Origin of the sequence: Microbacterium sp. str. 'China' (genome assembly GCF_002993305.1) — a bacterium.
GTDB lineage: Bacteria > Actinomycetota > Actinomycetes > Actinomycetales > Microbacteriaceae > Microbacterium > Microbacterium paraoxydans.
In genome coordinates, this window is sequence record NZ_CP027434.1 from 3,331,514 (window position 1) to 3,356,391 (window position 24,878).

Here is a 24,878-nt window from a genome sequence, read left to right on the forward strand (position 1 = left end):
CGATTCTAGGCCGGGACGGTTGGCGAGGGCTGGGAGCGGCCCTCCCCGCTTCGAATCGCCCGATTGGCGGCATCCCCGGCCGAGATGGAGCAAAGTGCGCGATGTGAAGCGGGGTCAGACCCGGGTGACGCGGGAACGGACGCGCTGCACGATCCAGCACACGACGTAGATCGTGAAGGACAGGGTCGTGATGTAGGGGCTCACCGGGAGGGTCCCGGCGAGCGCGAGCAGGATCCCGCCGACGGCCGACACGAACCCGAACACAGCCGCCAGCACCGGCACCGCGACAGGGCCGGCCGTGATCCGCATGGCCGCGGCCGCCGGCGTCACCAGCAGCGCCATCACCAGCAGCGCGCCGATGATGTGCACGCTCACCGCGACGATGAGCCCCAGCAGCACCATGAACAGCAGGCTCACGGTGCGGGTGGGCACCCCGCGGGCGGCCGCCGACTCCGGGTCGAGCGAGTCGAAGCGCAGCGGGTTCCACATCACGAGCAGGCCGAGCAGCACCACGAGGCTGATGCCGATGAGCCAGCCGAGGTCGGGGCTCGAGACCGACACGATCTGCCCCGTCAGGAGGCTGAACCGGTTGGCGCTGCGGCCGTCGTACAGCGACAGGAACAGGATGCCGAGACCGAGCCCGAACGGCATGAGCACGCCCACGATCGAGTTGCGGTCCCTGGCCTTGGCGCCGAGGACCCCGATGAGGATCGCCGCCACGAGGGCTCCGCCGAGGGAGCCGAGCACGACGCTGCCGCCGAACAGCAGCGCCGCCGCCGCTCCCGCGAAGGAGAGCTCGCTCACCCCGTGCACCGCGAAGGCCAGATCGCGCTGCATGACGAAGACCCCGATGAGGCCGCCGACGAGGCCGAGCACGGCACCCGCGATGATCGAGTTCGAGAGCAGGGCGACGAGCTCGCCGTAGTCCTGGAACGAGAAGATGTCGTCCCAGCCGACCATCGGGACGAGGGCGGACGCGGCGGTCATGCGGCGCCCCCGTGCTCGTGGTCGTGATCGTGGTGCGGCTCCGCATCGGGGACGCCGACCACGACGAGCCGGTCGCCGGCGCGGAGCACGAACACCGGGGTGCCGTAGAGGTCCGTCAGCACGCGGGTCTGCAGCACCTCCTCCGGAGTCCCGAGGAGGAACCGGCCCCCGGCGATGTAGAGGATGCGGTCGACGCGGTTCAGGATCGGGTTGACGTCGTGCGTGACGAAGAGCACGGCGGCCCCGCGCTCCCGACGCTGCCTGTCGATGATGTCGGTGACGGCGACCTGGTTGGCGAGGTCGAGGTTCGACAGCGGCTCGTCGCAGAGGAGCAGCGCGGGCTCGTCGGCCAGCGCCTGTCCGACCCGGAGGCGCTGCTGCTCCCCGCCGGAGAGCAGGCCCACCCGGCGATCCGCATACGATGTCGCCCCGACCGCGGCCAGCAGCGCGTCGACCTTCGCCCGGTCGCCGCGGTGCGGGACCGGGAAGCCGAAGCGGCTGCCCTGCACGCCGAGGGCGACGAGGTCGCGGGCCCGCATGCTCGTGTCGGGCGCGAGCGCGCGCTGCTGCGGGATGTACCCGATGCGGGCGTTGCCGCGGTGCACGGGCTCGCCGGCCACGCGGATGCTGCCGCGGGACAGGGGCTGGAGTCCCAGGATGCTGCGCAGGAGCGTCGTCTTCCCGGAGCCGGACGGACCGAGGACCGCGATGAACTCGCCGGGCTGCACCGTGAGGTCGAGTCCCGACCAGAGCTCGCGGTCTCCCCGCTGCAGGGCACCGTCGGCGATCTCGAGGACCGGACCGGTCTCCCTCGCGGGTCCCTGAGCCTGTGAACGGGCTCCGCTCACGACTGGACGGCGGCGGCGAGGCTCTGGATCGCGTCACTCATCCACTCAGAGTACGACGATCCGTCCTCGAGCAGCTCCGTGAACGCGACCACGGGCACCCCGGCGTCCTCCGCGGCCTTCTCCACGCGCTCCGTCTCCGCGCCGCCGGTCTGGGCGTTGGTGAGCACGGCGGTCACATCGCCGGACCCGACGACCTGCAGCGCCTCGAGCAGCACGGCGGGCGCGACATCACTGCCCTCCTCCACCGACTCCGCGAAGCCCTCGGGGGTGACGTCGGTGAGCCCGGCGGCCGTGGCCAGGTATCCGGGCAACGGCTCGGTCATGAACACCGTCGCACCGGCGGCGTCCGCCTTGATCGCCTCGAGGTCGCTTTCGAAGCCCTCCAGCTCCGCGACGAGATCGTCCGCGTTCGTGCGGAACGTGTCGGCACCGTCGGGGTCGATATCGGTGAGCTCGTCGGCGATCGCCTCGACGACGTGGATCATCGTGTGCGGGTCGAACCAGACGTGCTCGTTGAAGCCCTCGATGTGGTCGTGGCCGGCGTGGTCCTCCCCCTCGGCCTCGTGATCGTGCGCCTCGTCCGTCGCGGACTCGTCATCGGCGTGATCGTGGTCCTCGCCCTCGTCGTGACCCTCGTTGCCCGGGTAGTCGTGCGAGAACTCCACCGCGGTGACGACGTGCGGGTCCTGCGCATCCTGCAAGAGGCTGTCGATGAACGCGTCGTAGCCGCCGCCGTTCTCCACCACGAGGTCGGCCTTCTGCAGCGTCAGGCGGTCGCGAGCGCTCGCCTCGTAGGAGTGCGGGTCCTGGGTGGCCGAGTCGATGATCGAGGTGACGTCGACCCGGTCTCCGCCGACCTGCGCGGCGATGTCGCCGTAGACGTTGGTGCTGGCGACGACCGTCACCGCGCCGTCGTCCTCCGCCGCGCCCGAGGTCGACGAGCATCCGGCCAGGGAGAGGGCGGCGACCGAGGCGAGCGTGAGGGCGAGGGCGGGCTTCTTCATGGGTCCCACTCTAAACGCTAATGAGAACCATTATCAAACCGGCCCTCGCCCCATCGATCCCGCCTCAGCTCGCGAGCGCCACCGGGGCGACCCACACCGTGGCCTCGCCCGGCAGCTCGGATCCGTCCAACGCGACGGTCGACAGCACGGCGTCGTCGGCCGCAGCGCCCAGATCGAACGGCGCGGTACCGAAGTTCGTCACGACCTCCCACCCGTTCGGGCGGCGGAACCGCAGCACGTCCTCCCGACCCGTGTCGATCCACTCGAGCGTCTCCCCGGTCTGCAGCAGTCGCCGCAGCCGCAGCGCCTCGCGGTACAGGTTGAGGGTCGAGCCGGGGTCGGCGTCCTCCACCTCGACGGCATGCTCCGCGAACCAGCCGGGCTGCGGCAGGTGCGCGCCGGCGGCTCCGAAGCCGTACGAGCTGCCGGACGCCGTCCACGGCAGAGGCACGCGGCAGCCGTCGCGGCCGAGGCCGTCGAAGTCCGCGCCGCGGAAGAACCCGGGGTCCTGACGCTGGTCGGGCGCGATGTCCGCGACCTCGTGCAGGCCCAGCTCCTCGCCCTGATAGAGGTAGGCGCTGCCGGGCAGGCCGAGCAGCAGCAGCGTCGCGGCGTGTGCCCGGCGCAGGCCGCCCTCGCGGTCGAGGCCCTCCTCCGGGCCGCCGGCGCGCACCCACTCGGTGCCCTGCTTGACCGCGCGGCCGCGCAGCGGCGGCAGGCCGTAGCGGGTGGCGTGCCGCGTCACGTCGTGGTTCGAGAGCACCCAGGTGGTCGACGAGCCGGCGGCCTGCGCCTGCGCGAGGTTGTCGGCGATGATGCGCTGGAAGTCCGCCGCATCGAAGTCGGCGACGAGCAGGTCGAAGTTGAACGCCTGCCCGAGTCCCTCCGCGGAGGCGTACTTCGCGCGGCGCTCCGGGGTCTCCACCCACGCCTCGGCGACCGCGGTGCGCGGCGGGTCGTACTCGTTGAAGACCGCCCGCCACTGGGCGTAGATCTCGTGCACGTCGTCGCGGTCGATCATCGGATGCGTACCGGAGGTGCGGTCCATCGCGTCGAGCTCGGCGCGCGACGGCAGCGGCTCGGTGAGGTCCTTCGTCAGCATGTGGGCCACGTCGATGCGGAAGCCGTCCACGCCGCGGTCCGACCAGAAGCGGAGCGTCGTGAGGAAGTCCTCGCGCACCTCCGGGTGGTCCCAGTTCAGGTCGGGCTGCTCGACGGCGAAGTTGTGCAGGTACCACTGGCCGTCCTCGACGCGCTCCCAGGCGCTGCCGCCGAAGACCGACACCCAGTCGGTGGGCGGCTCCGCGCCGTCGCGGCCGGTGCCCTCACGGAAGATGTAACGCTCCCGTGCGGCGGAACCGCGGCCGGCGGCGAGCGCCTCCTGGAACCAGGCGTGCTGGTCGGAGGTGTGGTTGGGGACGATGTCGACGACGACGCGGATGCCCCGCGCGTGCAGTGCCTCGACCATGGCGTCGAAGTCGTCGAGCGTGCCGAGACGGGGATCCACGTTCCGGTAGTCCGCCACGTCGTACCCGCCGTCGGCGAGCTCCGACGGGTAGAACGGGCTCAGCCACACCGCGTCGATGCCGAGCTCGGCGAGGTAGTCGGCGCGAGACACGATGCCGGGGATGTCGCCCAGGCCATCGCCGTCGGCGTCCGCGAAGCTCCGCGGATAGATCTGGTACACGGTGGCCTGGCGCCACCAGGTCGCGGTCTTGTCGTCTTCGCGGGTCGCGGTGAGCAGCGAATCGGTCATGAGGAAGAGGCTCTCCTTGTTTCTTGCGGGGGTCGGGTCAGCCCTTGACGGCACCCTGCGTGACGCCCTCCATCACCCAGCGCTGAGTGAAGAGGTAGGCGACGATCGCGGGCGCCATGGCCATCAGGTACGAGGCGAAGGCGACGTTGTAGTTGTTGCTGAACTGGTTCTGGAAGAGGTTCTGCCGCACCGGCAGCGTCTGCAGCGCCGGGTCGGAGATGATCAAGGACGGCATCATGAAGTCGTTCCAGGCGTAGAGGAAGGCGAAGATGCCGACCGTGGCGCTCATCGGCGCGAGCAACGGGAAGATGAGCCGCCAGAACGTCTGCCAGGTCGTGGCACCGTCGATCCGCGCGCTCTCCTCCAGCTCGATCGGGATCGAGCGCAGGAACGCCGTGAACAGCAGCACGCTGAAGCTGAGCTGGAACATGGTGGCGAGGATGATCACGCCGAACGGGTTGTCGAGACCGACGCGCCCGGTGAGCTGGATCTGCGGAAGCGCCACGACGGGGAACGGGATGAACATCGCCGCGAGCAGGTAGAAGAAGGAGTACCGGAACAGCCGGCGGTCCCAGTTGCGCACGATCGCGTACGACGCGAAGGCCGCGAGGACGATCGTCGCGATGACCGTCCCCGCCGTGACGAGCAGCGAGATCGCGGCGCCGACCGGGAACTTCGTCAACGTCCACGCCTGCACGAAGCCGTCGATGCTGAACGGCGCCGGCAGCGAGAACGCGTTGCCGTCGACCGCCTGGCCGGTGGTCTTGAACGCCATCGAGATCGTCACGTACAGCGGGATGAGGATGGTCGCCGTGCAGAGGATCAGGATGATGGTGCCCGACCAGTTGACGCGCTCCATCTTCTGGCGCTTCCGGCGTCCGTCCGCGGGGATGGTGGTGAGGGTCTCCGTCGACATCAGAACGTGTTCCTTCCGCGGGTCAGCGAGAGCTGGAGGACGGAGATGAGCACGGCCACGATGAAGAAGATCGTGGCGTTGGCCATCTGGTAGGCGTAGTCGCCGCCGTTGAAGCCCGCGATGATCGTCATCGCGACGCTGCGGGTGGCGGTGCCCGGGCCGCCGTTGGTGAGGCCGACGATGATGTCGTAGGCGTTGAGGAAGCCCTTGAAGCCGAGGATCACGTTGATGACGACGTATCCGGCGACGAGGGGGATGGTGATGCGGGTGAGCTGCTGCGTGCGGCTGGCGCCGTCGATGCTCGCCGCCTCGTACACCTCACCCGGTACCGACAGGAGCCCGGCGATGTAGATGAGGAGCGTGCCGGGGACCGCCTGCCAGGCGGTGACGATGACGATCGCGACCCAGGCGAGGTCGGGGTTGGCGAGCAGGCTCGTCTCCAGCCAGGGGATGCCGGTGGCCGCGCCCGCCGCGGGGATCGAGTTCGAGAACAGGAAGTTGAAGACGTAGGCGATGATGATGCCCGAGATAACCATCGGGATCACGAAGATCGTCCGCAGGCCCGTCTTGAACCGGATGCGGGACGTGAGGCCGACCGCCAGCAGGAAAGCGATGACGTTGACGACGATCACGGTCGCGATCGAGAACCCGAAGGTGAACAGGTAGCTCTGCAGGATGGCCGGGTCGCTGAACAGCGCGATGTAGTTCGTCAGCCCGTTGAAGCTCCACTCGCCGATGCCGATGGAGTCGGTGAAGCTGAAGAAGATGCCGATCACGCCGGGGACGGTGATCGCGAGCGTGAAGATCACGAGGGTCGGCAGGAGGAACAGGTAGTAGATCGGCTCGACGCGGCGCGTGTGGCGGCGGATCTTCCGCGGCCCGCCGGTGAGGATCGCGGTGGTGCTCGTCCCGGCGTCGGCGCCGGTGGTCGTGGTCGTGCTCATGGCGCGGACTCCTCTGTCTCGCCCGATGCGGAATCCTCGGAACTCGGGATGGGGGCGCGGAAGGCGATGCGAGCCCAGTCGGCGTCCATGGTGCGGAGGATGGACGACGGGGCGGCGCCGAGGACCATGGCCTGCGCGTAGTTGAAGATCGGGAGGGTCTTCGGGACGAGCACCGAGGGGCCCTGGTAGATCCGGCCCTCGTCGTAGTACGGGATCATGCCCTCGATGCGCGGGTCGTCCGGCGGCGCCGCGTCGGTCGTCGGGGTGAACCCGAGCTGCGACGCGTTGTACTCCTCGATGTTCTCGGGAAGGTAGAGGTACTCCAGGAAGTCGCGTGCGGCCTCTTGGTGCTTCGACTCCTCCGGGATCATGACCGCGAGGTCCATGTTCACGCGGACCGCGAGGTCGGCGGGGTCGTCCGTCATGGGCAGCGGGAAGGTGCCGAGGTCGAGGTCGGGGTCGGTCTTCGCGATCTCGCTGAACGCCCACGGCCCCTGCAGGTACATCGCGGCCTCGCCCTTCGCGAAGGCGAGGTTCCCGTCTCCGTACGCCCGGCTCGCGGCGTCCTCGTTCGTGTACTCGTCCGCGAGCACCATCATCTTGTCCATCGGCTCCGCGAAGTCCTTCTCGAAGGAGACCTCCGAGTCCGGGCCGACGTCGGTGCCCTCGGCGGCGAGCGCATCGAAGAACGCCAGCACGTCGAGCGAGCCGCCGACGGCGTAGTCGTACCACCCCTGCCCGACCGTCCAGTCGTCCTTGAAGGTGGCGTAGAACGGGTCGATCCCGGCCTCACGGAGGCTGTCGCTGACTGCGAGGAGCTCATCCCACGTCTGCGGCACCTCCAGGCTCTGCTCCGCGAAGATCTGCTTGTTGTAGATGACCGAGGCGGCCATGACCGAGTACGGCAGGGCGCTGGTGCGGCCCGCGCAGGAGCCGTACTGGTCCATGAGCGGCTGCAGGTCGTCGCGGATCCCGGCGGCGGCCTCGGTGTCGGAGAGGTCGGTGAGCGCGCAGCGCTGCACGAACCGGGCGACCTCGTAGTTGTAGTTGGCGAGCATGATGTCCGGCGGATTGCCCCGGACGAAGCTCGCGGAGACGACGTCGACGCCGGACGTGTCGATCTCCACCCGCACGTCGTCCTGCGACGCGTTGTACTCGGCGACGAGCTCCGTCATGAACGGGATGGCCTCGCGCTTGCTGAACGTGAAGCGGATGGTCTCCGCTCCACCGCCGGCGGCGCAGCTCGTGAGCGCCGTGCCGGTCAGCACGAGGCCGAGCGCTCCGGCGGCCCAGCGCACCGCCCGTGATCGTGTGGCAGACACCATCGTCCTTTCGTAGATCCGCGGAGTAAATCTAGTGAGCGAATTTAGTCCGTCTAGAGGTACTGTCTCATCTGGGCGACAGAAAGGTCAAGGGGAGTGGCAGAGGTCTCGACAGGACTCGGCACCGGCCGCGCGAGTGTGAGCGCGGTGCTCGACTTCGCCTGGACGGCCGGCGAGTTCACCGCCACCGAGGCGATGGCCGGCACCTCGCTCACCCGCTCCACGGCCATCGACGCCATCGACACGCTCGTCACCGCCGAGGTGCTGCGCGAGCTGCCGAACGCGCGCGCCATCGGCGACTACCGCTCCGGACGCCCCGCGCGCCGCTTCGCCCTCGCGGCGGACCTCGGCGTGGTGATGGGCATCGACGCCGGCGACACGCACCTCGCGGTCACCGTCGCGGATCTGCTCGACCGCACGCTCGTGCATCATCGCGTGGAGGTCGACCCCGCGCAGAGCGCCGACGACCGTCGGACGACGATCCTGCAGCACCTCGCCGCCGCGCGCGACGAGGCCGGGGTGCCCGCGGAGCGCGTGCTCGCGGTGTGCGCCGGTGTCGCCGCCCCCGTGAACCGCGACGGCATCTCACCCCCGCACCCCGACGGCTTCTGGGAACGCACGAACCCCGGCCTCGCGGACGCTCTGCGCGACTGGGCACCGGTGGTCGAGGTCAAGAACGACGCCCAGCTGGCCGCGATCGCCGAGGGGACGCTCGGGGTCGCCGTCGACTGCCGCGACTACGTGGCCCTGCTCGCCAGCGAGCGCTTCGGCGGCGGCGTCGTCGTCGACGGGCATGTACTGCACGGCGCCCACGGCGGCGTCGGCGAGGGCGTGGTGTTCGACCACATCGTCGGCGTCGGCTCGGCGGTCGGGCTGCGGCACGCGCTGGAGGAGCACGCCCGGGCCGCCGTCGCGGACGGCGAGGCTGCCGCCGCCGGACCCATCGGCCGGCTCGTGGCGGACGGGCCGGTCGATCCCCGGCTGGTGCTGACGCTCGCCGCCTCCGGAGACCCCGACGCCCTCCGCGTCGCCGAGCGCGTGGGCGCCACCCTCGCCCGCGTCGTCGGCGTGCTCGGCAGCATGTACGACCCCGCCCGCGTGATCATCTGCGGGGCCGTGGCGGAGAGCATCGAGCCTGTGCTGGCCGCCGCCCGCCGGATCCTCCCGGACGAGCTGCACCTGCCCGCGCCGGAGATCCTCGCCTCGACGCTCGGCGCGGAGGTCGTGTCAGCCGGGGCCGTCGCGACCGCCCGGAAGGCCGCCCGGGAACGGGCCGTTCCCCGCCTCGCGGAACAGCGCCTCACCGCCTGACCCTCTCCCTCTCCCTCTCCCTCCCCCCGCCAGAACAGGCAAGCACGCGAGTTCAGGCTCTCCCACCCCTAGCAGCCTGTTCCCGCGCGAACGCCTGTGTCGCGGTCCGCTGTCGCGAGAACAGGCCCCCGCGCGCACTCAGGCGAACGCGGGGGTTCAGGCTCTCCCACCCCTAGCAGCCTGTTCCCGCGCGAACGCCTGTGTCGCGGTCCCCTGTCGCGAGAACAGGCCCCCGCGCGCACTCAGGCGAACGCGGGAGTTCAGGCTCTCCCACCTCTGGCAGCCTGTTCCCGCGCGAACGCCTGTGTCACGCGTCGCACGGACGGGGTGGTCGCGGTCAGGACAGTGTCGGCGGAATACCGAAGAGGCTGTGGAAGGCGGCCGTGCCGGCGGGAGAGATCGTCACGGCGCGCGAGGTCTGCTGAGCGTGGATCCAGCCCCTGTCACGCGCGGCGCGGAGGAGGACGGCTCCGAGGTGGCCCGAGAGATGCGAGCGCCGTTCGGTCCAGTCGAGGCAGCTCCGCACAAGAGGGCGACGAGACGACGGCACCAACGCGTCCGGCCCCGCGATGCTCTCGAACAGGTCGCGCCCCGTCGCGGTCACCGCGAGGTCCGGCGTGAGGTGCCCCCGCTCGACGAGCGCGTCGAAGAGGGCGACCCCCAGGCGACCGGCGAGGTGGTCGTAGCAGGTGCGGGCCAGGGCCATGCCGTCTCGCTCCGTCGCCGAGCGAAGGCTCGAGACGGGAGCCGCCTTCCCGACGTATGCCGTCGCGGCCTCGATGATGTGCGCGGCGTCGGGAGACGCGAGGGTGACGTAGGAGTGCCGCCCCTGTCGGCGCAGTGCGACGAGCCGGACGTCGAGGAGCGTCGTCAGGTGCTCCGACGCCGTCGACCTCGACACCCCGGCGGCACGCGCGAGCTCGCCGGACGTCCATGCCCGGCCGTCGAGGAGCGCCAGACACATCTGCACCCGGGTCGGGCTGCTGAGCGCGTGTCCCAGCTGGGACACGGACGAGGGATCGACGATCACGCCACGACGGGGTCGTCGAGGAGCGGCGCGCGGAAGTTGGAGCCGACCCGAGGCCCCTGGGCGAAGTAGTGGCGGAAGGCGTAGGAAAGAGGGTCCCACTTGTCCGTGTCGATGCGGTCCGGTCCGTGCGCCTTCAGGATGTCCTCGTGCACGTGGACCTGCAGGACCTCCGCTTCGACCGCCAGTGCGTCGCCGCCGTCGATCGGGATGATCTGCGCCACGCGCGCTTCGATCTGCACCGGACATTCTGCGATCCGGAAGGGGATCACCGCGTCCGACGGGACAGGGGTGAAGCCCCCGAGACTCCACTTGTCCGGCTCATGCCGGTACGCGGGAACCTTCTCGGCGGGAACCGGCGAGCGGCCGGTGGTCGGCGCGATCGCCTCCACGGCGTGCACGAGGTCGGCGGAGGGGAGGTTGATGACGAGGTCCCTGACCCGTTCGATGTTCGCGGCCGCCTGCCCTTCGGCACCGAGCCCGAGCATGTACCGCGTCCCCAGCGCCCATGCGGACGAGATCGGGCTGATGTTCGACGACCCGTCGGGGTTGACCGTGGTGATCAGCGCGACGGGAGTCCCGAAGTACAACACCGGCAGGTCGACGCTCCGCGTGGTTCTCATCCGTCCATTCTCGCCACCCGATCGTTCGGGCCGCGCCGAAGTGTGGACTCCCTCAGTCCACCAGGAGCGCGGGCTCCTCGAGGATGGAGGCGACGTCGGCGATGAAGCGGCTCATGCCGTCGCCGTCGATCACGCGGTGGTCGAACGAGCCGGCGACCGTGGTCACCCAGCGCGGGCGCACCTCGCCGTCGACGACCCAGGGCTTCTGGCTGATCGTGCCCATGGCGACGATGCCCGCCTCCCCCGGGTTGATGATCGGCGTGCCCGCGTCCATCCCGAACACGCCGATGTTCGTGATGGTGATGGTGCCGTTCTGCTGGTCGGCCGGCGGGGTCTTGCCCTCGCGTGCCGTGAGCGTGAGCCGGTTCAGGGCGCGGGCGAGGTCCTTCATGCTGAGGTCCTGCGCGTCCTTGATGTTCGGCACGAGCAGACCGCGGGGCGTGGCGGCGGCGATGCCGAGGTTCACGTAGTGGCGCACGGCGATCTCGGCCCCGGCTTCGGTGTCGATCCAGGCCGCGTTGACCATCGGCGTCCGGCGGACCGCCCAGATCACCGCGCGGGCCATGATGAGCAGTGGCGAGACCTTGATGTCGGCGTAGTCGGGCGAGGCCTTGAGGCGCTTGACGAGCTCCATCGTGCGGGTGGCGTCGATCTCCTTCCACACCGTCACGTGCGGGGCGGAGTACGCGCTCTGCACCATCGCCGACGACGTCGCCTTGCGCACGCCCTTCACGGGGATGGACTCGGTGCGGTCGTCCCCGGCCGCCGACGGGCGCACCGGCGCGAGGCCACGCGCCAGGCCGGACGGGGCCTGCGGGGCGGGGACGGTCTCCTCGCGCACGCTCCCCCACTCCGGGGTCTCGATGTTGCGGAAGACGCTGGCCTGGGAGGCGTGCTTCATGACGTCGTCCCGGGTGACCTCGCCGTCGGCACCCGTGGGCGTCACGCTCGTGAGGTCGACGCCGAGGTCGCGGGCGAGCTTGCGGATCGGCGGCTTCGCGATCACGCCGACCGACGACCGCACGGGGCGCTCGGCCGGGCGCTTGCGCCGCGAGGTCGCGCCGCTTCCGGAGCCGTAGCCGACGAGCACCGACCCGCCGCCCTCCTCGGGCGCGGGCGCCTCCGCCGTCGCGACGGTGCCGGGGGCGACCGAACCGGTCCCCGAGCCGGCCGCAGGGTCGGTCACGAAGGTGATGATCGGGGTGCCGACCTCGACCGTCGCCCCCTCGTCGACGAGCAGCTCGCCGACCACGCCCGCGTGCGGGGAGGGCAGCTCGACCAGGGACTTGGCGGTCTCGATCTCGCAGATGACGTCGTTGATGGCCACCCGGTCGCCCGGGGCCACCTTCCACGCGACGATCTCGGCCTCGGTCAGCCCTTCGCCGACGTCCGGAAGGGGGAAGTTCTGCGTGCTCATGACGGGTCCTTTCGTGGGCCGCGTTCACAACTCAGGAGACTTGAACCGGTGCGCGCCCCTGCGCCCGCGCTGGACGGGTGAAGGGGGCGGTTGTCCTGAGTTGTGAACATGGAACGTCGGTGTCAGTAGGCCAGGGAGCGGTCGACGGCTTCGAGGATGCGGTCGGCATCCGGCAGGTACGCGCCTTCGAGCTTCGCGGGCGGGAACGGGGTGTCGTACCCGGAGACGCGCAGCACCGGAGCCTCGAGGGCGTAGAACGCGCGCTCCATGACGGTCGCGGCGATCTCGCTGCCGAGGCTCGTGAATCCCGGAGCCTCCTGTGCGTAGACCATGCGTCCGGTCTTGCGCACCGACCCGAGGATCGGCTCGTAGTCCACCGGCGACAGCGAGCGCACGTCGACGACCTCGCAGCTCGTGCCCTCGGCCTCGGCGAGCGCGGCGGCCTGGAGCAGCGTCGTCACCATGGCGCCGTGTCCGACGAGCGTGACGTCGGTTCCGGTCCGCACCACCCGCGAGGAGTGCAGCGGGACGGCGGAGGCGTCGAGCTCGACCTCGCCCTTCGGCCAGTACCGGCTCTTCGGCTCCAGGAAGATCACCGGGTCGTCCGAGGCGATGGCCTCCTGGATCATCCAGTAGGCGTCGTTCGCGGTGGACGGCGACACCACGCGCAGACCGGGGGTGTGCGTGAAGTAGGCCTCCGGGCTCTCCTGGTGGTGCTCGACCGCCCCGATGTGCCCGCCGTACGGAATGCGGATCACGACGGGCAGCCGCAGCGACCCCTCGTGCCGGTTGGTGAGCTTGGCGAGCTGGGTGGTGATCTGGTCGAACGCGGGAAAGACGAAGCCGTCGAACTGGATCTCGACGACGGGACGGAATCCGGCCATCGCGAGGCCGATCGCGGTGCCGACCAGGGCCGACTCCGCGAGCGGGGTGTCCAGCACGCGCTGCTCCCCGAAGTCGCGCTGCAGGTGCTCGGTGATGCGGAACACGCCGCCGAGCTTGCCGATGTCCTCGCCCATGAGGATGACCTTCGGGTCGTCCTCCATCGCCTTTCGCATACCGGCGTTCAGCGCCTTGCCCAGCGGCATGGTCTCCCGGGTCACTGGCCTTCTCCTTCGAACGACGCCTCGTAGCGGGCGCGCCAGGCTTTCTGCTCCTCGATCAGCGGATGCGGCTCGCTGTACACGTGGTCGAACATGAGGTCGGCGCGGGGCGGGCCGAGCTGCACGGTGCGGGCGCGGAGGTCTTCCGCGGCATCGGCGGCCTCGGCGTCGACCTCGGTGAAGAAGCTCTCCTCGGCGCCGCGGTTCTCCAGGAACGCGCGCATCCGGACGATCGGGTCCCGCCCGGCCCACGCGAGCTCCTCGTCGTCGCCGCGGTACTTCGTGGGATCGTCGCTGGTCGTGTGCGCACCGAGCCGGTAGGTCACGGCCTCGATGGCGCGGGGTCCGCCGCCGGCGCGCGCCTCGTCGAGGGCCACCCGGGACACCGCGTAGCTGGCGAGCACGTCGTTGCCGTCCACGCGGACGCTCGGGATGCCGTACCCGGCGCTGCGCTGCACGAGCGGCACGCGCGACTGCGTGGTGACGGGGACCGAGATCGCCCAGTGGTTGTTCTGCAGGAAGAACAGCGTCGGGGCCTGGTAGCTGGCCGCGAACACCATGGCCTCGTGCACGTCGCCCTGGCTGGAGGCGCCGTCGCCGTAGTAGACGACGACCGCCTCGTCGCGCTCAGGGTCGCCGGTGCCGGTGCGCCCGTCGAACGTGAGGCCCATCGCATAGCCGGCGGCGTGCAGCACCTGCGAGCCGAGGACGAGCGTGTAGAGCCGGGTGTTGCCGTTCTTCGGGTCGGTCGGGTCCCAGCCGCCGTGGGAGACGCCGCGCATGAGCTTGATGATGTCCACCGGGTCCACGCCGCGGATCCGGGTGACCGCGTGCTCGCGGTACGAGGGGAAGATCGTGTCCTGCGCGCGGGCGGCCCGACCGGAGCCGACCTGCGCCGCCTCCTGTCCGCGGCTCGGCGGCCATAGGGCGAGCTGGCCCTGGCGCTGCAGGTTGGTGGCCTGGGTGTCGATCGCGCGGATGCCCACCATGTCGCGGTAGAACTGCGCGAGCTCGGCGTCGGGGATGGCCTCGATGAGCGGCAGGTACTGCTCCGCGGCGGGCGTCGGGGCGACCTTTCCGGTCTCGTCCAGAACGCGCACGAGGGGGGTCTCAGAGGTGCTCACGGTCCCCACGCTACCCGCGTCGGCATGCCGGGTCACGCATACCTAGGACGCCCTCGTATCTCCCCGGAACCCCGAGATTCCGCGGTTCGCAGGGCGGTGCCGCGCTCAGCGGAGGGTCGCCGCGACCTCGAGCACGCGGGCGACGGCCGCCTCCTCGCCGACGGAGATCCGGATGCCGTCGCCGGAGAACGGACGCACGATCAGGTCGGCGTCCACGAACGCCGCCGCGACCTCGTCGGTGCGCGCGCCGGTCGGCAGCCAGACGAAGTTGCCCTGGGCGTCCGGCACCTCCCAGCCCTGCGCTCGGAGCCCCTCGACGAGACGGGCGCGACGTTCGACGATCACGGCGACGCGCTCCAGGAGTTCGGCTTCGGCGTCGAGGCTCGCGATGGCGGCGTTCTCGGCCGCGGACGTGACCGACAGCGGGATGCCGGTCGTCCGTGCCGCGTCGAGCACCTTCTCGTGGCCGATCGCGTATCCGACCCGGAGGCCCGCCAGACCATAGGCCTTGGAGAACGTGCGGAGGACGACCACGTTCGGGTGCGTCTCGAACACGCGCTCGGCCAGGCCGTCGACGGCATCGGGGGCGATGACGAACTCGGCGTAGGCCTCGTCGAGGATGATGAGCACGTCGGACGGCACACGGTCCACGAACGCCGCGAACTCGGCAGAGGTGACGACGGGTCCGGTCGGGTTGTTCGGGGTGCAGACGATGATCGCGCGCGTGCGGTCGGTCACGGCGTCGGCCATCGCGTCGAGGTCGTGGCGGGAGTCGGCCGTCAGCGGCACCTGCACCCCTGTCGCGCCCGCGACCAGCGGCAGGCTCGGGTACGCCTCGAATGACCGCCAGGCGTAGACGACCTCGTCGCCGACCGAGGCAGTGGCGAGGACGAGCTGATGCAGGATCGCGACACTGCCGGAGGCGACATGGACCTGCTCGGGCTCGACCCCGTAGCGGGCCCCGAGCCGCGCACGCAGGCGGCCGGCGGTGGCATCGGGATACCGGTTCATCGGCGTCGTGTGCTGCAGCGCGTCGAGGACCGAGGGCAGCGGGTCGAACGGATTCTCGTTGCTGGAGAGCTTGAAGGCCTCGGGACCGGCCTGCTTGCCCTGGCGGTACGGCGCGAGGGAGGCGATGGCGGGACGGATGCGGGGCAGGGTCGGCTCGGTCACGCGTCGAGTCTAGGACGTGCGGCCCGCCACCCTTTCGAGGCCGAGGGCCCGGTGATACCATTCTGGTATGGCTATGACGGTGCGACTCCCTGAGGAACTCGATGCACGGCTCGAAGACATCGCACGAGCCCGGCACGTCTCCAAGCACGCCGTGATCATCGAGGCGGCCACCCGGTTCGCGGACAGCGAGTCCAAGACCGATCGAGTTCTGGCGCTCGCGGACGAGGTGACCGAACGCTACGGCGACGCCATCACGCGCCTCGAAGACGCCTGATCGATGGCCACCGAGTACATCGAGCCCGAGCAGGCCCTCGCGCTGATCGCGAAGCTCGGCCTGCATGTGCGCGACGAGGGGCTGCTCTTCTCCGCTCTGGCGCGACCCGCCGCCGGCATGTTCGGCGTCGATGCGTATCCGACGTTCGCGGAGAAGGCGGCGGCCCTGATGAGCTCCGTCGCCCAGAATCACGCACTGTTCGACGGGAACAAGCGCACAGCGCTCTATCTCACCTTCATCTTCATCCGGCTGAACGGCTACGACATCACCTTCACGAACGACGAAGCCTTCGAGTTCGTCATCGATGTCGCGCAGAGCCGGATGGATCTCGGGGAGATCGCCCAGGTTCTCGCCGCCCACATCCGTCCGGTGGACGACCGCGGCTGACACCGCGGGCCCCTCGTGGGAGACTGAACGCATCATGCGCTTCATCATCCGGGTCGTCGTCAACGCGTTCGCCATCTGGGTCGTCACGCTCATCCCCGTGCTCCAGGTCACGGTGCGCGCCTTCCCGCCGGGCGAGACGCTCCAGCTCGTCCTGACGCTGCTCGCGGTCGGAGCCCTCTTCGCGCTGGTGAACACCATCATCGGCACGGTCGTGAAGATCGTCGCCTTCCCGCTGTACATCCTCACGTTCGGCCTCATCGGCTTCCTCATCAACGGCTTCCTGCTCTGGCTGACCGCCTGGATCACCAGCAGCTTCGGGTGGGGTCTGACGGTCGAGTCGTTCTGGTGGGGCGTTCTCGCCGCCCTGATCATCTCGATCATCAACGGCATCTTCGGCTTCATCCTGCGCCCGCAGAACAAGCGCTCCCGCCGCGACTGACCCGCCTGCGGACGGCGCGTGCGGCTCACGGATCGGGGAGCACACGCTCCGCGCGGTACTCGGTGCGTTCGACGGTGACGGCGCGGTCGAGGTCGGCCCAGTAGGCGTCGAGAGCCACCGCTCGCGGGTCGGCGGAGGCGTCCACCATCGCCGCGGTCTCGATGTAGTTCTCCAGCGAATGCGTCTCGAGCGCGAGGTCCTGGCGACCGGCATCCGGATCTCCCACCCGACTGGCGGTGAAGCTGTCGGCGGACCCCGTGCCCTCCCTCGCCCCTCCTGCGGCGAGCGCGGACACCGCGTCGTCGGTGTGCCGGAGCTGCACGAGCGTCTGGTCGGTGGGGAGCATCGGCTCGACCGGGCTCCCGGCGGTGATCTGGGTCGTCACCGTGAACGCGCTCTCCATCGACAGGTGCGCTGCGATCATGCCGCCCTGCGAGTGCGCGACGACGTCCACCCGATCCCCGGGTCTCGCACCCGTCGCGACCAGCGCGTCGAGGGTCGCCTGATACGACGCGGACCGGCCCCCGGTGTAGAGCTCGATGTTCGACTTCATGTCCCAGGCCTCGGGACCCCCGCCCTCGCGCAGCGACATCGAACGGCTGCCCGAGACGTAGACGACGTAGCGCGGGGACTCACCCGGAACCGTGTACTTCTCGATCGCCAGCTGCGCGCCGCCGGCAGACGGCATACGGCGGAAGGCGCTCGCCAACCCGCTCGGCGCCCCGGCCGGACGCGAGTGGGAGGTTGCGGATACCCGCACCGGATCCGCCGTCGCACCGAGCACCATCCCGGGCCGCACGCGCCCCAGCCCCGACGTCACGCCGACGACGGCGCCGCCCAGGAACATCGGCGGGAGCAGCCCTCCGGCGTCGAACTGATCGCCCAAGCCGCGGAAGCGTCGGTCGTCCGCTGTCCGTTCCTGCGCGTCGGCCAGCGCGGCCAGACGCTCGTCGGCGGCGAGGAGCAGCCGCAGGCGCCCCTCCACCGCAGCGGCCGCAGCCGTATCCGTCCGCGCCAGTGCCTCCGCCTGCGCCCGCAGCTCGACGACCTCGTACACCTCGGCCATGAGGTCGAGATCGGCGGCCGTCTCCTCGACACGCGCCGCGAGCGCCTCCAGCGCCGTCACTGCGGACCGCAGGGACCACGCCGCCGACGCCAGCGCTGTCCATGCTGCGGAGCCGAGCAGCGCCTCGACACGCCCCACCGCGTTCTGCACCTCCGCACACACCGGCACGACACCCCGCACCCGCGCCGCGAGCTCGCGGAGCTGCGCCGTGTCCACCGCGATCGCGCCGCCGTGGTCGATGTTGAGCCCGCTCATGCACCCGCGACCTCCCCGCGGCACGCCTGCAGCATCCGGCGCACCGTCGCCGTGTCGTCCGACAGCCGCCAGAGGGCCCACCGCAGCGCCTCGACGCCATCGGACTCCCAGGCGCACGCGTCACGCAGAGCCGTCAGCGTGGAAGCCAGATCGTCGAGCCCCGCGAGGGCGGCGTCCAACTCGGACAGCACCCGAGCCCGCAGCGCAGGATCGACACCGGGAGAGAGGGCGGTGAGGGCGAAGAACGACATGGACCCAGCCTCCAGCTCAGGCCGTGTCCGTTGCGGCCAGGGCCCCCTCGGACGGCCGCGACCAGTGGAGAGCCGGTTCTCCCCCAGGGCCGTGCAGGAGGGTCGAGCCGCACCACGATCCGATGCCCGCTGTGCAGGAACGGCATCGACCGGCAGAATGGATCCGTGACAGCCCGAGATCCCTTCCGCGTGATCTTCGTCTGCACCGGCAACATCTGCCGCTCCCCCATGGCGGAGGTCGTGTTCCGGGACCTCGCGGAGCGGCAGGGCCTCGGCGCCCAGATCGTCTCGCGCAGCGCGGGCACCGGGGACTGGCACCTCGGAGAGCGCGCCGACCACCGCACCATCGACGCCCTCGCCCGCCGCGGATACGACGGCTCGCTGCACCGCGCCCGCCAGTTCACCGCCGCCTCCTTCGCTGAGAACGACCTCGTCGTGGCCCTGGACCGCACGCATGAGCGCATCCTCCGCGAATGGGCCAGGGACGAGGATGAGGACGGCAAGGTGACCCTCCTCCTCGCTTTCGACCCCGACGCCTCGACGCATGACGTCCCCGACCCGTACTACGCGGGCCCGGAGATGTTCGATTCGGTGCTCGGTATGATCGAGACGGCGACTCGCGGCTTGTTCCGCCAGCTCGAACCCGCCCTGCGCCTGCCCCGCACGCCCCGAGCCTTCGGGGCCTGATCAGGAGGATTCCCCTGACTTTCCAGCCTTCGCTCCCGCCCCAGCCCCTCAGCCCCCTCGACGGCCGCTACCGCGCCGCCGTCACCGGGCTCGCGGACTTCCTCTCCGAGGCCGGACTCAACCGCGCCAGGGTCGAGGTGGAGGTGGAGTGGCTGATCGCCCTCACCGACCGTTCGCTGTTCGAGACGACCCCGCTGTCGGACGACGACAAGGAGCGCCTGCGCGCGCTGTACCGCGACTTCGGGCAGGCCGAGATCGACTGGCTCGCCGAGAAGGAGGCCGTCACGCAGCACGACGTGAAGGCCATCGAGTACCTCGTGCGCGACCGGCTCTCGACGCTCGGCCTCGACCACATCGCCGAGCTGACGCACTTCGCCTGCACGAGCGAGGACATCAACTCCGCGTCCTACGCCCTCACGGTCAAGCGCGCGGTCGAGGAGGTCTGGCTCCCGGCCCTCGACACCGTGATCGCGAAGCTGCGCGAACTCGCGGTCGAGCACGCCGACGCCGCCATGCTGTCCCGCACGCACGGCCAGCCCGCGACACCCTCGACCATGGGCAAGGAGCTCGCGGTCTTCGCCTGGCGCCTGGAGCGCGTGCGCAGCCAGATCGCCGGCTCCGAATACCTCGCGAAGTTCTCCGGGGCGACCGGCACCTGGTCCGCCCACCTCGCAGCCGACCCCGATGCGGACTGGCCGACCATCGCCCGCGAGTACATCGAGGGCCTGGGTCTCGGGTTCAACCCGCTGACGACGCAGATCGAGTCGCACGACTGGCAGGTCGAGCTCTACGACCGCGTGCGTCACGCCGGCGGCATCCTGCACAACCTGGCCACCGACATCTGGACCTACATCTCGCTCGGCTACTTCGCGCAGATCCCGGTCGCCGGGGCCACCGGCTCCTCGACGATGCCGCATAAGATCAACCCGATCCGCTTCGAGAACGCCGAGGCCAACCTCGAGATCTCGGGCGCCCTGCTGGCGTCGCTCGGCCAGACACTCGTCACCAGCCGCCTGCAGCGCGACCTCACGGACTCCACCACACAGCGCAACATCGGCGTCGCGTTCGGGCACTCGCTGCTCGCTCTCGACAACCTGCGCCGCGGCCTGAACGCGATCTCGCTCTCGCGGGACGTGCTTCTCGCCGACCTCGACGTGAACTGGGAGGTGCTGGCCGAGGCGATCCAGACGGTGATCCGCGCCGAGGTCGTCGCCGGCCGGTCGAGCATCCAGGACCCGTACGCGCTCCTCAAGGAGCTCACGCGCGGTCACCGCGTCGGTGCCGCCGACCTCGCCGAGTTCGTGGAGGGCCTGGAGATCGGCGACGCGGCCAAGCAGCGCCTCCTCGCGCTGACCCCCGCGACCTACACCGGCATCGCGGAGCGCCTCGCCCGCTGAGGAGCTAGGAGCCCGACTCCCCGGAGTGCTCGTCGACCCTGTCCTTCGGCATGAACGACGCCGCCAGGAGGGTGAGAACCGCGGTCACGGCGACCGCGACGAAAACCCACACCGACGCGTGGACGATCGTCGCGGGGTCGTCGGGTCCCGCGCCCTGCGCGATGACCGCGTTCGAGATCGCCCCGAACACCGCCACACCCACGGCGCTTCCCGCTGACCGCGCGAACGCGTTCATCCCGGTCACCGCTCCGCGCTCTCCCCAGCCGACCGAGGCCTGTGCGGCGATGAGGGTCGGGGCCGCACTCCACCCGAGCCCGAAGCCGAGGAGGAACGCGATGCCGGCGACGACGAACGGGTTCGGCCAGGAGGCGACGGCGGCGAGCGCGACGGCCGCGACGGTCGTGATGCTCATGCCGATGAGAGTGGTACGACGGAAGCCGATGCGCAGGTACAGCCGTCCGGCGTTCGCGGCGGCGAGCGGCCAGCCGAGTGTCAGAGCGGCCACCGCCAGACCCGACAGCAGCGGGGCGATCCCCAGGGACCCCTCGAGGTAGGCCGGGGCGAAGCTCGTCACGCCGAGCATCAGGGCCCCGATGCCGAGCGAGACCAACGTGGTCGTGAGGATGAGCCGACGGGTCACGAGGCGCAGATCGACGATCGGCTCCGCCACCCGGCGCTCGACGAACCCGAAGGCGACCAGCGCGACCGCCCCGATCCCGAAACAGAGGGCGCTCGGCACGGACAGCCATGCCCAGGCGTTCCCGCCCTCCAGCATGCCGAGGATGAGCGCCGTGAGTCCGATGGTGAGCAGCACCGCTCCGCCGTAGTCGATGCTGTGGCGCTGGGTCTGCTTCTGCTCCCTGTACGTGCGCAGCAACATCCATCCGGCGATCAGGCACAGGGGCACGTTGATCCAGAAGATCCAGCGCCAGGCGTCGAGCTGGGCGAAGATGCCGCCGAGTGCGGGGCCCACCACCGAGGAGACGGCCCAGACGCTGGCGACGTATCCCTGCACCTTGGCGCGCTCGGCGACCGTGTAGATGTCGCCGACGATGGTCATCGACATCGGCGCGACGGCACCGGCGCCGATGCCCTGGATGATGCGGAAGACAATCAGCGCCGGCATGCTCCAGGCGAAGCCGCAGAGGACGGATCCGAGCAGGAAGAGGGCGATGCCGAGCAGGATGATCGGCTTGCGGCCCACGGTGTCGGCGAACCGCGAGTAGATCGGCACGCTCACGGCCTGCGCCAGCAGATAAACGGAGAACAGCCACGGGAACTGCTGGTAGCTGCCGAGGTCGCGCACGATGCTCGGCACCGCGGTCGCCAGGATCGTGGCGTCGATCGCGATGAGGCCGGTGGCGAGCATGAGCGCGCCGAGGATGGGTCCCCGCTCCGACCGGAGTCCGATGGAGGCGCGGTCGACGGAGGCAGTCACTCCAGAGACAAGCGGAACGACCTCACCGATATTCCGCCCGATCTCCGCGTCACGACGAGGCGGGGCGTCCCGGCTCGTCGGTGGTGCCGTCGCTCGCGCCCTCGTCCTCCGCGTCGTACAGCACGGGGCGGTCGACGGTCTTCGTGACGTCGGCGGGATCGACCGCGAGCATGAGCATCGCGAGGATCAGAAGGGTCGCGATGAAGGCGCCGCCGCCCACGACGAGGCTCAGCGCCACCGGGGTGAGGCCCTCGTAGGTGCCGTTCGCGATGGCGGTGTTCACGCGGAGGGTGAAGGCGCCGGTGGAGACGAGGGTGACCACCATGGCGAACACGCCGCAACCGAGCGCGATGCCGAGCAGGTGGAGGGGCCGCAGGATGTCCCGTCGGGTGGGCTTGTCGTCGCTCATCGCTCTCCTCCGTGCTCCACAGGAGCCGCATCGTTCTCGGGGGCGGCAGCGACGTCATCGGCGTCCGCGCGCTTCGGGGTGAGGCCGGCGATGCCGAGGAAGACGGCGACGATGGCCGCATACCCGCCGAACATCCCCACGCCGAGGATGATGCCGGACAGCTCGAACGTGCCCGCCTTCTCGATCGTGTACTCCTGGACGAAGCCCGACGGGATCAGCAGCAGGACGACCGCGAGGAGCACGCCGAGCGCGCCGACCGTGATCGCGTCGGTGGCGAGCGCTCCCCCGACGCGGCGGGCGCGGATGCCGGCGAGCAGCTCGAGGCCGCCGCTGAGCACGCCCCAGGTGATGAGCACGATGAAGAACATGTCGTCCGTGCGCCAGGCCGGCACGCCGCCGGCCATGCCGGCGATCGCGCTCACGACCGCCAGGAGGATCGCCGACCAGCGCGACCCCGACGGGAGGACGAGCCACGCGGCGAGGATGTGCACGAGGGCGGTGACCAGCGCGAAACCGCTGAAGACGGCGAGACCGACCGCCGCGGAGTGATCCGAGGAGAAGGTGATCATCAGGGCCGCGACGGCGGCGAACAGCGCGCGCAGCAATTGCACGTGGCGCATGGTGAACGCGCGAGCAGGGACAGACATGACGGCCAGATCCTCCGGGGTTTCCCCACCAGTCTACGCGGGGCCAGGAGCCGGAAGCGCCCGGGGATGCTCGTGAAGCCCGGCGGATCTCCCCAGATCGATTGCCGGGCTTCACGACATACGCAGCAAGGGGGGCATCACTGCGTCGGGCCACTGCCGCAGGGTCGGGCACCCTCCCCGCGACATCGCAGCCCCGTGACCCACTTGCTCACCTGGTCCCCTGAGGTGTGCGCGTGCGGTCGTATGCTCACTCTAGAGATGTGTTCTTCACATACCGGGTGGGGGCTGTGATGGGTTTTGGGGACGGCGAGAGAAGAGGGGCGACGCCGGACGCGTTCGCCGCGGCACTGCGAGATGCGATCAACGCGAGACCGGTGACGCTGTCGTGGTTGCAGCGGCAGCTCCGCGACCGGGGCAACCGCGTCTCCATGGCCACGCTGAGCTACTGGCGGTCCGGGGCCCGCCGCCCGGAAGGACCGCAGTCGCTCGCCGCTCTCGCCGACATCGAGGATCTGCTGTGCCTCGACAGCGGGGCGTTGAGCCGGCTCCTGCGCCCGCACCGCACGGGGCCGCTGGGCCCGCAGGGGTTCCCGCTGGAGCAGGTCGACATGGAGCGGGCGGTCCGTGAGGTCTACGCCGCCCTCGGCGCCACCTATCCGGACACGTCGCGGGAGCTCACCGTCCATTCGGTCACGGACGTGGACGCCGACGGCGAGGTGTCCTCGTGCCTCACCCGCAGCATCGTGCAGTCCACCACCGGGGTCATCACGGCCATCCCCGTCCTCGACCTCACCCCCGGGGTCCCCGGACCTCCGCCGCTCCTGACGGCCGTGGCGGGCGGACGGGTCACGGCCCGCTACTCCCATCCGAACGGCGAGGCGCACGGTGCGCTGATCGAGCTCGACGTGCCCCTCGCGGCCCCGGACACCGCGGTGGTCGAGTGGTCGGTGCAGTACGAGCCCGGCCACCCCTCGGATCGGGAGACCGGGCACGCCCTCTCCCGGCAGGCTCGGGAGCTGCTCGTGTGGACGCGCTTCCACCCCGATGCCGTCCCCGACTGGTGCGACGAACTCGTCGAGACCGCCGGAGGCACCGTCGTCACCGCGCTCCCCCGGCCTCGCGGCACGTCGGTGCATCAGGTGCGCCGGGCGTTCGGTCCCGGCGCCCTCGGGCTGCGCTGGGGGTACGGTCCTCGCGAGGGTGATCAGCCCGGCTGATCGCCCGTCGCGACCGGCCGCCCCGGCGTGTTCGACCACTGGCTCCAGGAGCCGGGGAAGACCTTCGCCGGGATGCCCACCTCGTGCAGGACCAGAGCCGTGTGCGCCGCCGTGATGCCCGATCCGCAGTAGGCCGCGACCGGCGTCTCCGCGGTGATCCCGATCTCGGCGAGCGTCGCCCGCACCGTGTCACGGTCTCGGATGCGCCCGGTCTCGTCGAGGTGCCGCGTGGTGGGGAGGTTCCGGGCACCGGGGATGTGTCCGGCGATCGGGTCGAGCGGCTCGGTCTCGCCGCGGTAGCGCTCCGGGGCGCGCACATCGAGCAGGACCCCGGTCTCCGGGAACGCCGCCGCCTCGTCGATCGAGAGGGCGTCCTGGCCGGGATCCGCGAGGACGACGTCACCGGTCTCCGGCACGACGTCGTCGGTCGCCAGGTCGTATCCGGCCGCGGTCCAGGCGCGCAGCCCGCCGTCGAGCACCCGGACGTCGACCCCGGCCTGCCGCAGCAGCCACCACGCCCGGGCCGCCGCGAGTCCCTTGGTGTCGTCGTAGGCCACGACGGTGTCGCCCTGCCGCACGCCCCAACGCCGGGCCGCCGCCTGCAGGGTCTCCGTCGACGGGAGCGGATGCCGACCCTCGGTGGGCGCTCCGGGCGTGGAGAGCTCCTGATCCAACGACGCGAACACCGCGCCGGGGATGTGACCCGAGCGGTAGTCGCCCGGGCCCGCCTCGGGACGATCGAGGCGCCAGCGCACGTCGACGACCCGGATCGGGGCGCCGTCGTCGAGGAGGTCGTGGAGTTCGGTCGCGGAGACGAAGTGGCTCATGGTGCGAGGCTACCGAGTGCGCGTCGCCG

At 70.6% G+C, this 24,878-nt stretch carries 26 protein-coding genes; 7 read left to right on the plus strand and 19 right to left on the minus strand.

The genetic code is table 11. The features are described 5' to 3' along the window. Window positions 1-114: 114 nt before the first annotated feature. From C6C15_RS16200 to C6C15_RS16230, 7 genes are all read right to left on the minus strand, one after another. Complete coding sequence (locus tag C6C15_RS16200) at window positions 115-987, minus strand: metal ABC transporter permease (RefSeq protein WP_370670668.1); 873 nt, start codon at window positions 985-987, stop codon at window positions 115-117. Then, window positions 984-1,835 carry a metal ABC transporter ATP-binding protein gene (locus C6C15_RS16205; RefSeq protein WP_374206604.1) on the minus strand — a complete coding sequence of 284 codons (852 nt, stop codon included), beginning with the start codon at window positions 1,833-1,835 and terminating at the stop codon, window positions 984-986. The genes C6C15_RS16200 and C6C15_RS16205 overlap by 4 nt, the downstream gene beginning before the upstream one ends. Beyond that, window positions 1,832-2,839 carry a metal ABC transporter substrate-binding protein gene (locus tag C6C15_RS16210; protein ID WP_060923444.1) on the minus strand — a complete coding sequence of 336 codons (1,008 nt, stop codon included), beginning with the start codon at window positions 2,837-2,839 and terminating at the stop codon, window positions 1,832-1,834. The genes C6C15_RS16205 and C6C15_RS16210 overlap by 4 nt, the downstream gene beginning before the upstream one ends. A 64-nt stretch (window positions 2,840-2,903) precedes the next feature. After that, on the minus strand, window positions 2,904-4,595 hold the full coding sequence (locus tag C6C15_RS16215; protein WP_105950635.1) for a glycoside hydrolase family 13 protein: 1,692 nt from the start codon (window positions 4,593-4,595) through the stop codon (window positions 2,904-2,906). A gap of 37 nt (window positions 4,596-4,632) precedes the next feature. Next, window positions 4,633-5,511, minus strand: coding sequence for a carbohydrate ABC transporter permease (locus C6C15_RS16220; RefSeq protein WP_085605188.1), 879 nt, complete (start codon window positions 5,509-5,511; stop codon window positions 4,633-4,635). After that, complete coding sequence (locus C6C15_RS16225) at window positions 5,511-6,455, minus strand: carbohydrate ABC transporter permease (RefSeq protein WP_172400071.1); 945 nt, start codon at window positions 6,453-6,455, stop codon at window positions 5,511-5,513. The genes C6C15_RS16220 and C6C15_RS16225 overlap by 1 nt, the downstream gene beginning before the upstream one ends. Continuing rightward, on the minus strand, window positions 6,452-7,780 hold the full coding sequence (locus tag C6C15_RS16230) for an ABC transporter substrate-binding protein (protein ID WP_199787669.1): 1,329 nt from the start codon (window positions 7,778-7,780) through the stop codon (window positions 6,452-6,454). Before C6C15_RS16230 ends, C6C15_RS16225 begins: the two co-directional genes overlap by 4 nt. Window positions 7,781-7,873: 93 nt before the next feature. Here C6C15_RS16230 and C6C15_RS16235 point away from each other — a divergent pair, with 93 nt between their 5' ends. Then, window positions 7,874-9,088 (plus strand): ROK family protein, encoded by a 1,215-nt coding sequence (locus tag C6C15_RS16235; protein WP_105950636.1) that lies wholly within the window; start codon window positions 7,874-7,876, stop codon window positions 9,086-9,088. 337 nt (window positions 9,089-9,425) lie between these two features. On the opposite strand, the gene C6C15_RS16240 is transcribed toward C6C15_RS16235, so the two are convergent. From C6C15_RS16240 to C6C15_RS16265, 6 genes are all read right to left on the minus strand, one after another. After that, window positions 9,426-10,097, minus strand: coding sequence for an ArsR/SmtB family transcription factor (locus C6C15_RS16240; RefSeq protein WP_199787670.1), 672 nt, complete (start codon window positions 10,095-10,097; stop codon window positions 9,426-9,428). A 17-nt stretch (window positions 10,098-10,114) separates the two neighbouring features. After that, on the minus strand, window positions 10,115-10,738 hold the full coding sequence (locus tag C6C15_RS16245) for a flavin reductase family protein (protein ID WP_101847998.1): 624 nt from the start codon (window positions 10,736-10,738) through the stop codon (window positions 10,115-10,117). A gap of 52 nt (window positions 10,739-10,790) precedes the next feature. Continuing rightward, window positions 10,791-12,155 (minus strand): dihydrolipoamide acetyltransferase family protein, encoded by a 1,365-nt coding sequence (locus C6C15_RS16250; RefSeq protein WP_025102745.1) that lies wholly within the window; start codon window positions 12,153-12,155, stop codon window positions 10,791-10,793. Between the two features lie 122 nt (window positions 12,156-12,277). Then, a complete protein-coding gene (locus C6C15_RS16255) occupies window positions 12,278-13,243 on the minus strand; it encodes an alpha-ketoacid dehydrogenase subunit beta (RefSeq protein ID WP_105950862.1) in 966 nt (321 codons plus the stop codon). Between the two features lie 11 nt (window positions 13,244-13,254). Continuing rightward, entirely contained in the window at window positions 13,255-14,382 is a 1,128-nt protein-coding gene (locus tag C6C15_RS16260) for a thiamine pyrophosphate-dependent dehydrogenase E1 component subunit alpha (protein WP_060922588.1), read from the minus strand. A 105-nt stretch (window positions 14,383-14,487) separates the two neighbouring features. Beyond that, window positions 14,488-15,555 (minus strand): histidinol-phosphate transaminase, encoded by a 1,068-nt coding sequence (locus C6C15_RS16265; RefSeq protein WP_060922582.1) that lies wholly within the window; start codon window positions 15,553-15,555, stop codon window positions 14,488-14,490. Window positions 15,556-15,622: 67 nt separating this feature from the next. Here C6C15_RS16265 and C6C15_RS16270 point away from each other — a divergent pair, with 67 nt between their 5' ends. Genes C6C15_RS16270 through C6C15_RS16280 form a run of 3 tightly spaced genes read left to right on the plus strand, consistent with a single transcriptional unit; the run spans window position 15,623 to window position 16,655 of the window. Beyond that, complete coding sequence (locus tag C6C15_RS16270; RefSeq protein WP_060922581.1) at window positions 15,623-15,829, plus strand: ribbon-helix-helix protein, CopG family; 207 nt, start codon at window positions 15,623-15,625, stop codon at window positions 15,827-15,829. Between the two features lie 3 nt (window positions 15,830-15,832). Then, window positions 15,833-16,216, plus strand: a complete 384-nt coding sequence (locus tag C6C15_RS16275) for a type II toxin-antitoxin system death-on-curing family toxin (RefSeq protein ID WP_082750084.1) — start codon at window positions 15,833-15,835, stop codon at window positions 16,214-16,216. A gap of 34 nt (window positions 16,217-16,250) precedes the next feature. Then, window positions 16,251-16,655, plus strand: coding sequence for a phage holin family protein (locus C6C15_RS16280; protein WP_060922580.1), 405 nt, complete (start codon window positions 16,251-16,253; stop codon window positions 16,653-16,655). A 25-nt stretch (window positions 16,656-16,680) separates the two neighbouring features. Here the strand turns inward: C6C15_RS16280 and C6C15_RS16285 are convergent, their stop codons facing one another. Together C6C15_RS16285 and C6C15_RS16290 are read right to left on the minus strand one after the other, a co-directional pair. Then, the gene (locus tag C6C15_RS16285) at window positions 16,681-17,976 is read right to left on the minus strand and encodes a hypothetical protein (RefSeq protein ID WP_105950637.1); all 1,296 of its coding nucleotides are present in this window, start codon (window positions 17,974-17,976) and stop codon (window positions 16,681-16,683) included. After that, entirely contained in the window at window positions 17,973-18,227 is a 255-nt protein-coding gene (locus tag C6C15_RS16290) for a hypothetical protein (protein ID WP_105950638.1), read from the minus strand. Before C6C15_RS16290 ends, C6C15_RS16285 begins: the two co-directional genes overlap by 4 nt. Window positions 18,228-18,392: 165 nt before the next feature. On the opposite strand from C6C15_RS16290, the gene C6C15_RS16295 reads away from it, so the two are divergent. Continuing rightward, on the plus strand, window positions 18,393-18,914 hold the full coding sequence (locus C6C15_RS16295) for a low molecular weight protein-tyrosine-phosphatase (RefSeq protein WP_199787671.1): 522 nt from the start codon (window positions 18,393-18,395) through the stop codon (window positions 18,912-18,914). A gap of 14 nt (window positions 18,915-18,928) precedes the next feature. Beyond that, a complete protein-coding gene (purB, locus tag C6C15_RS16300; protein WP_060922576.1) occupies window positions 18,929-20,311 on the plus strand; it encodes an adenylosuccinate lyase in 1,383 nt (460 codons plus the stop codon). A 4-nt stretch (window positions 20,312-20,315) separates the two neighbouring features. Here purB and C6C15_RS16305 read toward each other — a convergent pair whose 3' ends face one another. The 3 genes from C6C15_RS16305 to C6C15_RS16315 are packed head-to-tail and all read right to left on the minus strand — an operon-like array spanning window position 20,316 to window position 22,805. After that, entirely contained in the window at window positions 20,316-21,749 is a 1,434-nt protein-coding gene (locus tag C6C15_RS16305) for an MFS transporter (protein ID WP_105950640.1), read from the minus strand. 49 nt (window positions 21,750-21,798) lie between these two features. After that, the gene (locus tag C6C15_RS16310; protein ID WP_060922574.1) at window positions 21,799-22,158 is read right to left on the minus strand and encodes a hypothetical protein; all 360 of its coding nucleotides are present in this window, start codon (window positions 22,156-22,158) and stop codon (window positions 21,799-21,801) included. Further along, entirely contained in the window at window positions 22,155-22,805 is a 651-nt protein-coding gene (locus tag C6C15_RS16315; RefSeq protein WP_105950641.1) for an acyl-CoA synthetase, read from the minus strand. The genes C6C15_RS16310 and C6C15_RS16315 overlap by 4 nt, the downstream gene beginning before the upstream one ends. Window positions 22,806-23,095: 290 nt before the next feature. Here C6C15_RS16315 and C6C15_RS16320 point away from each other — a divergent pair, with 290 nt between their 5' ends. Beyond that, complete coding sequence (locus C6C15_RS16320) at window positions 23,096-24,022, plus strand: hypothetical protein (protein ID WP_105950642.1); 927 nt, start codon at window positions 23,096-23,098, stop codon at window positions 24,020-24,022. On the opposite strand, the gene C6C15_RS16325 is transcribed toward C6C15_RS16320, so the two are convergent. Next, a complete protein-coding gene (locus C6C15_RS16325; RefSeq protein ID WP_105950643.1) occupies window positions 24,010-24,849 on the minus strand; it encodes a sulfurtransferase in 840 nt (279 codons plus the stop codon). The genes C6C15_RS16320 and C6C15_RS16325 overlap by 13 nt on opposite strands. Window positions 24,850-24,878 lie beyond the last annotated feature (29 nt).

Excerpts from the sequence above, each read along its gene's own strand:
- C6C15_RS16275 (WP_082750084.1), top strand. The coding sequence starts at position 15,833 with ATGGCCACCGAGTACATCGAGCCCGAGCAGGCCCTCGCGCTGATCGCG.
- C6C15_RS16285 (WP_105950637.1), bottom strand. The coding sequence starts at position 17,976 with ATGAGCGGGCTCAACATCGACCACGGCGGCGCGATCGCGGTGGACACG.
- C6C15_RS16210 (WP_060923444.1), bottom strand. The coding sequence starts at position 2,839 with ATGAAGAAGCCCGCCCTCGCCCTCACGCTCGCCTCGGTCGCCGCCCTC.
- C6C15_RS16230 (WP_199787669.1), bottom strand. The coding sequence starts at position 7,780 with ATGGTGTCTGCCACACGATCACGGGCGGTGCGCTGGGCCGCCGGAGCG.
- C6C15_RS16270 (WP_060922581.1), top strand. The coding sequence starts at position 15,623 with ATGGCTATGACGGTGCGACTCCCTGAGGAACTCGATGCACGGCTCGAA.
- C6C15_RS16315 (WP_105950641.1), bottom strand. The coding sequence starts at position 22,805 with ATGTCTGTCCCTGCTCGCGCGTTCACCATGCGCCACGTGCAATTGCTG.
- C6C15_RS16200 (WP_370670668.1), bottom strand. The coding sequence starts at position 987 with ATGACCGCCGCGTCCGCCCTCGTCCCGATGGTCGGCTGGGACGACATC.
- C6C15_RS16245 (WP_101847998.1), bottom strand. The coding sequence starts at position 10,738 with ATGAGAACCACGCGGAGCGTCGACCTGCCGGTGTTGTACTTCGGGACT.
- C6C15_RS16280 (WP_060922580.1), top strand. The coding sequence starts at position 16,251 with ATGCGCTTCATCATCCGGGTCGTCGTCAACGCGTTCGCCATCTGGGTC.
- C6C15_RS16250 (WP_025102745.1), bottom strand. The coding sequence starts at position 12,155 with ATGAGCACGCAGAACTTCCCCCTTCCGGACGTCGGCGAAGGGCTGACC.
- C6C15_RS16320 (WP_105950642.1), top strand. The coding sequence starts at position 23,096 with ATGGGTTTTGGGGACGGCGAGAGAAGAGGGGCGACGCCGGACGCGTTC.
- C6C15_RS16310 (WP_060922574.1), bottom strand. The coding sequence starts at position 22,158 with ATGAGCGACGACAAGCCCACCCGACGGGACATCCTGCGGCCCCTCCAC.
- C6C15_RS16225 (WP_172400071.1), bottom strand. The coding sequence starts at position 6,455 with ATGAGCACGACCACGACCACCGGCGCCGACGCCGGGACGAGCACCACC.
- C6C15_RS16290 (WP_105950638.1), bottom strand. The coding sequence starts at position 18,227 with ATGTCGTTCTTCGCCCTCACCGCCCTCTCTCCCGGTGTCGATCCTGCG.
- C6C15_RS16215 (WP_105950635.1), bottom strand. The coding sequence starts at position 4,595 with ATGACCGATTCGCTGCTCACCGCGACCCGCGAAGACGACAAGACCGCG.
- C6C15_RS16255 (WP_105950862.1), bottom strand. The coding sequence starts at position 13,243 with ATGCCGCTGGGCAAGGCGCTGAACGCCGGTATGCGAAAGGCGATGGAG.
- C6C15_RS16220 (WP_085605188.1), bottom strand. The coding sequence starts at position 5,511 with ATGTCGACGGAGACCCTCACCACCATCCCCGCGGACGGACGCCGGAAG.
- C6C15_RS16325 (WP_105950643.1), bottom strand. The coding sequence starts at position 24,849 with ATGAGCCACTTCGTCTCCGCGACCGAACTCCACGACCTCCTCGACGAC.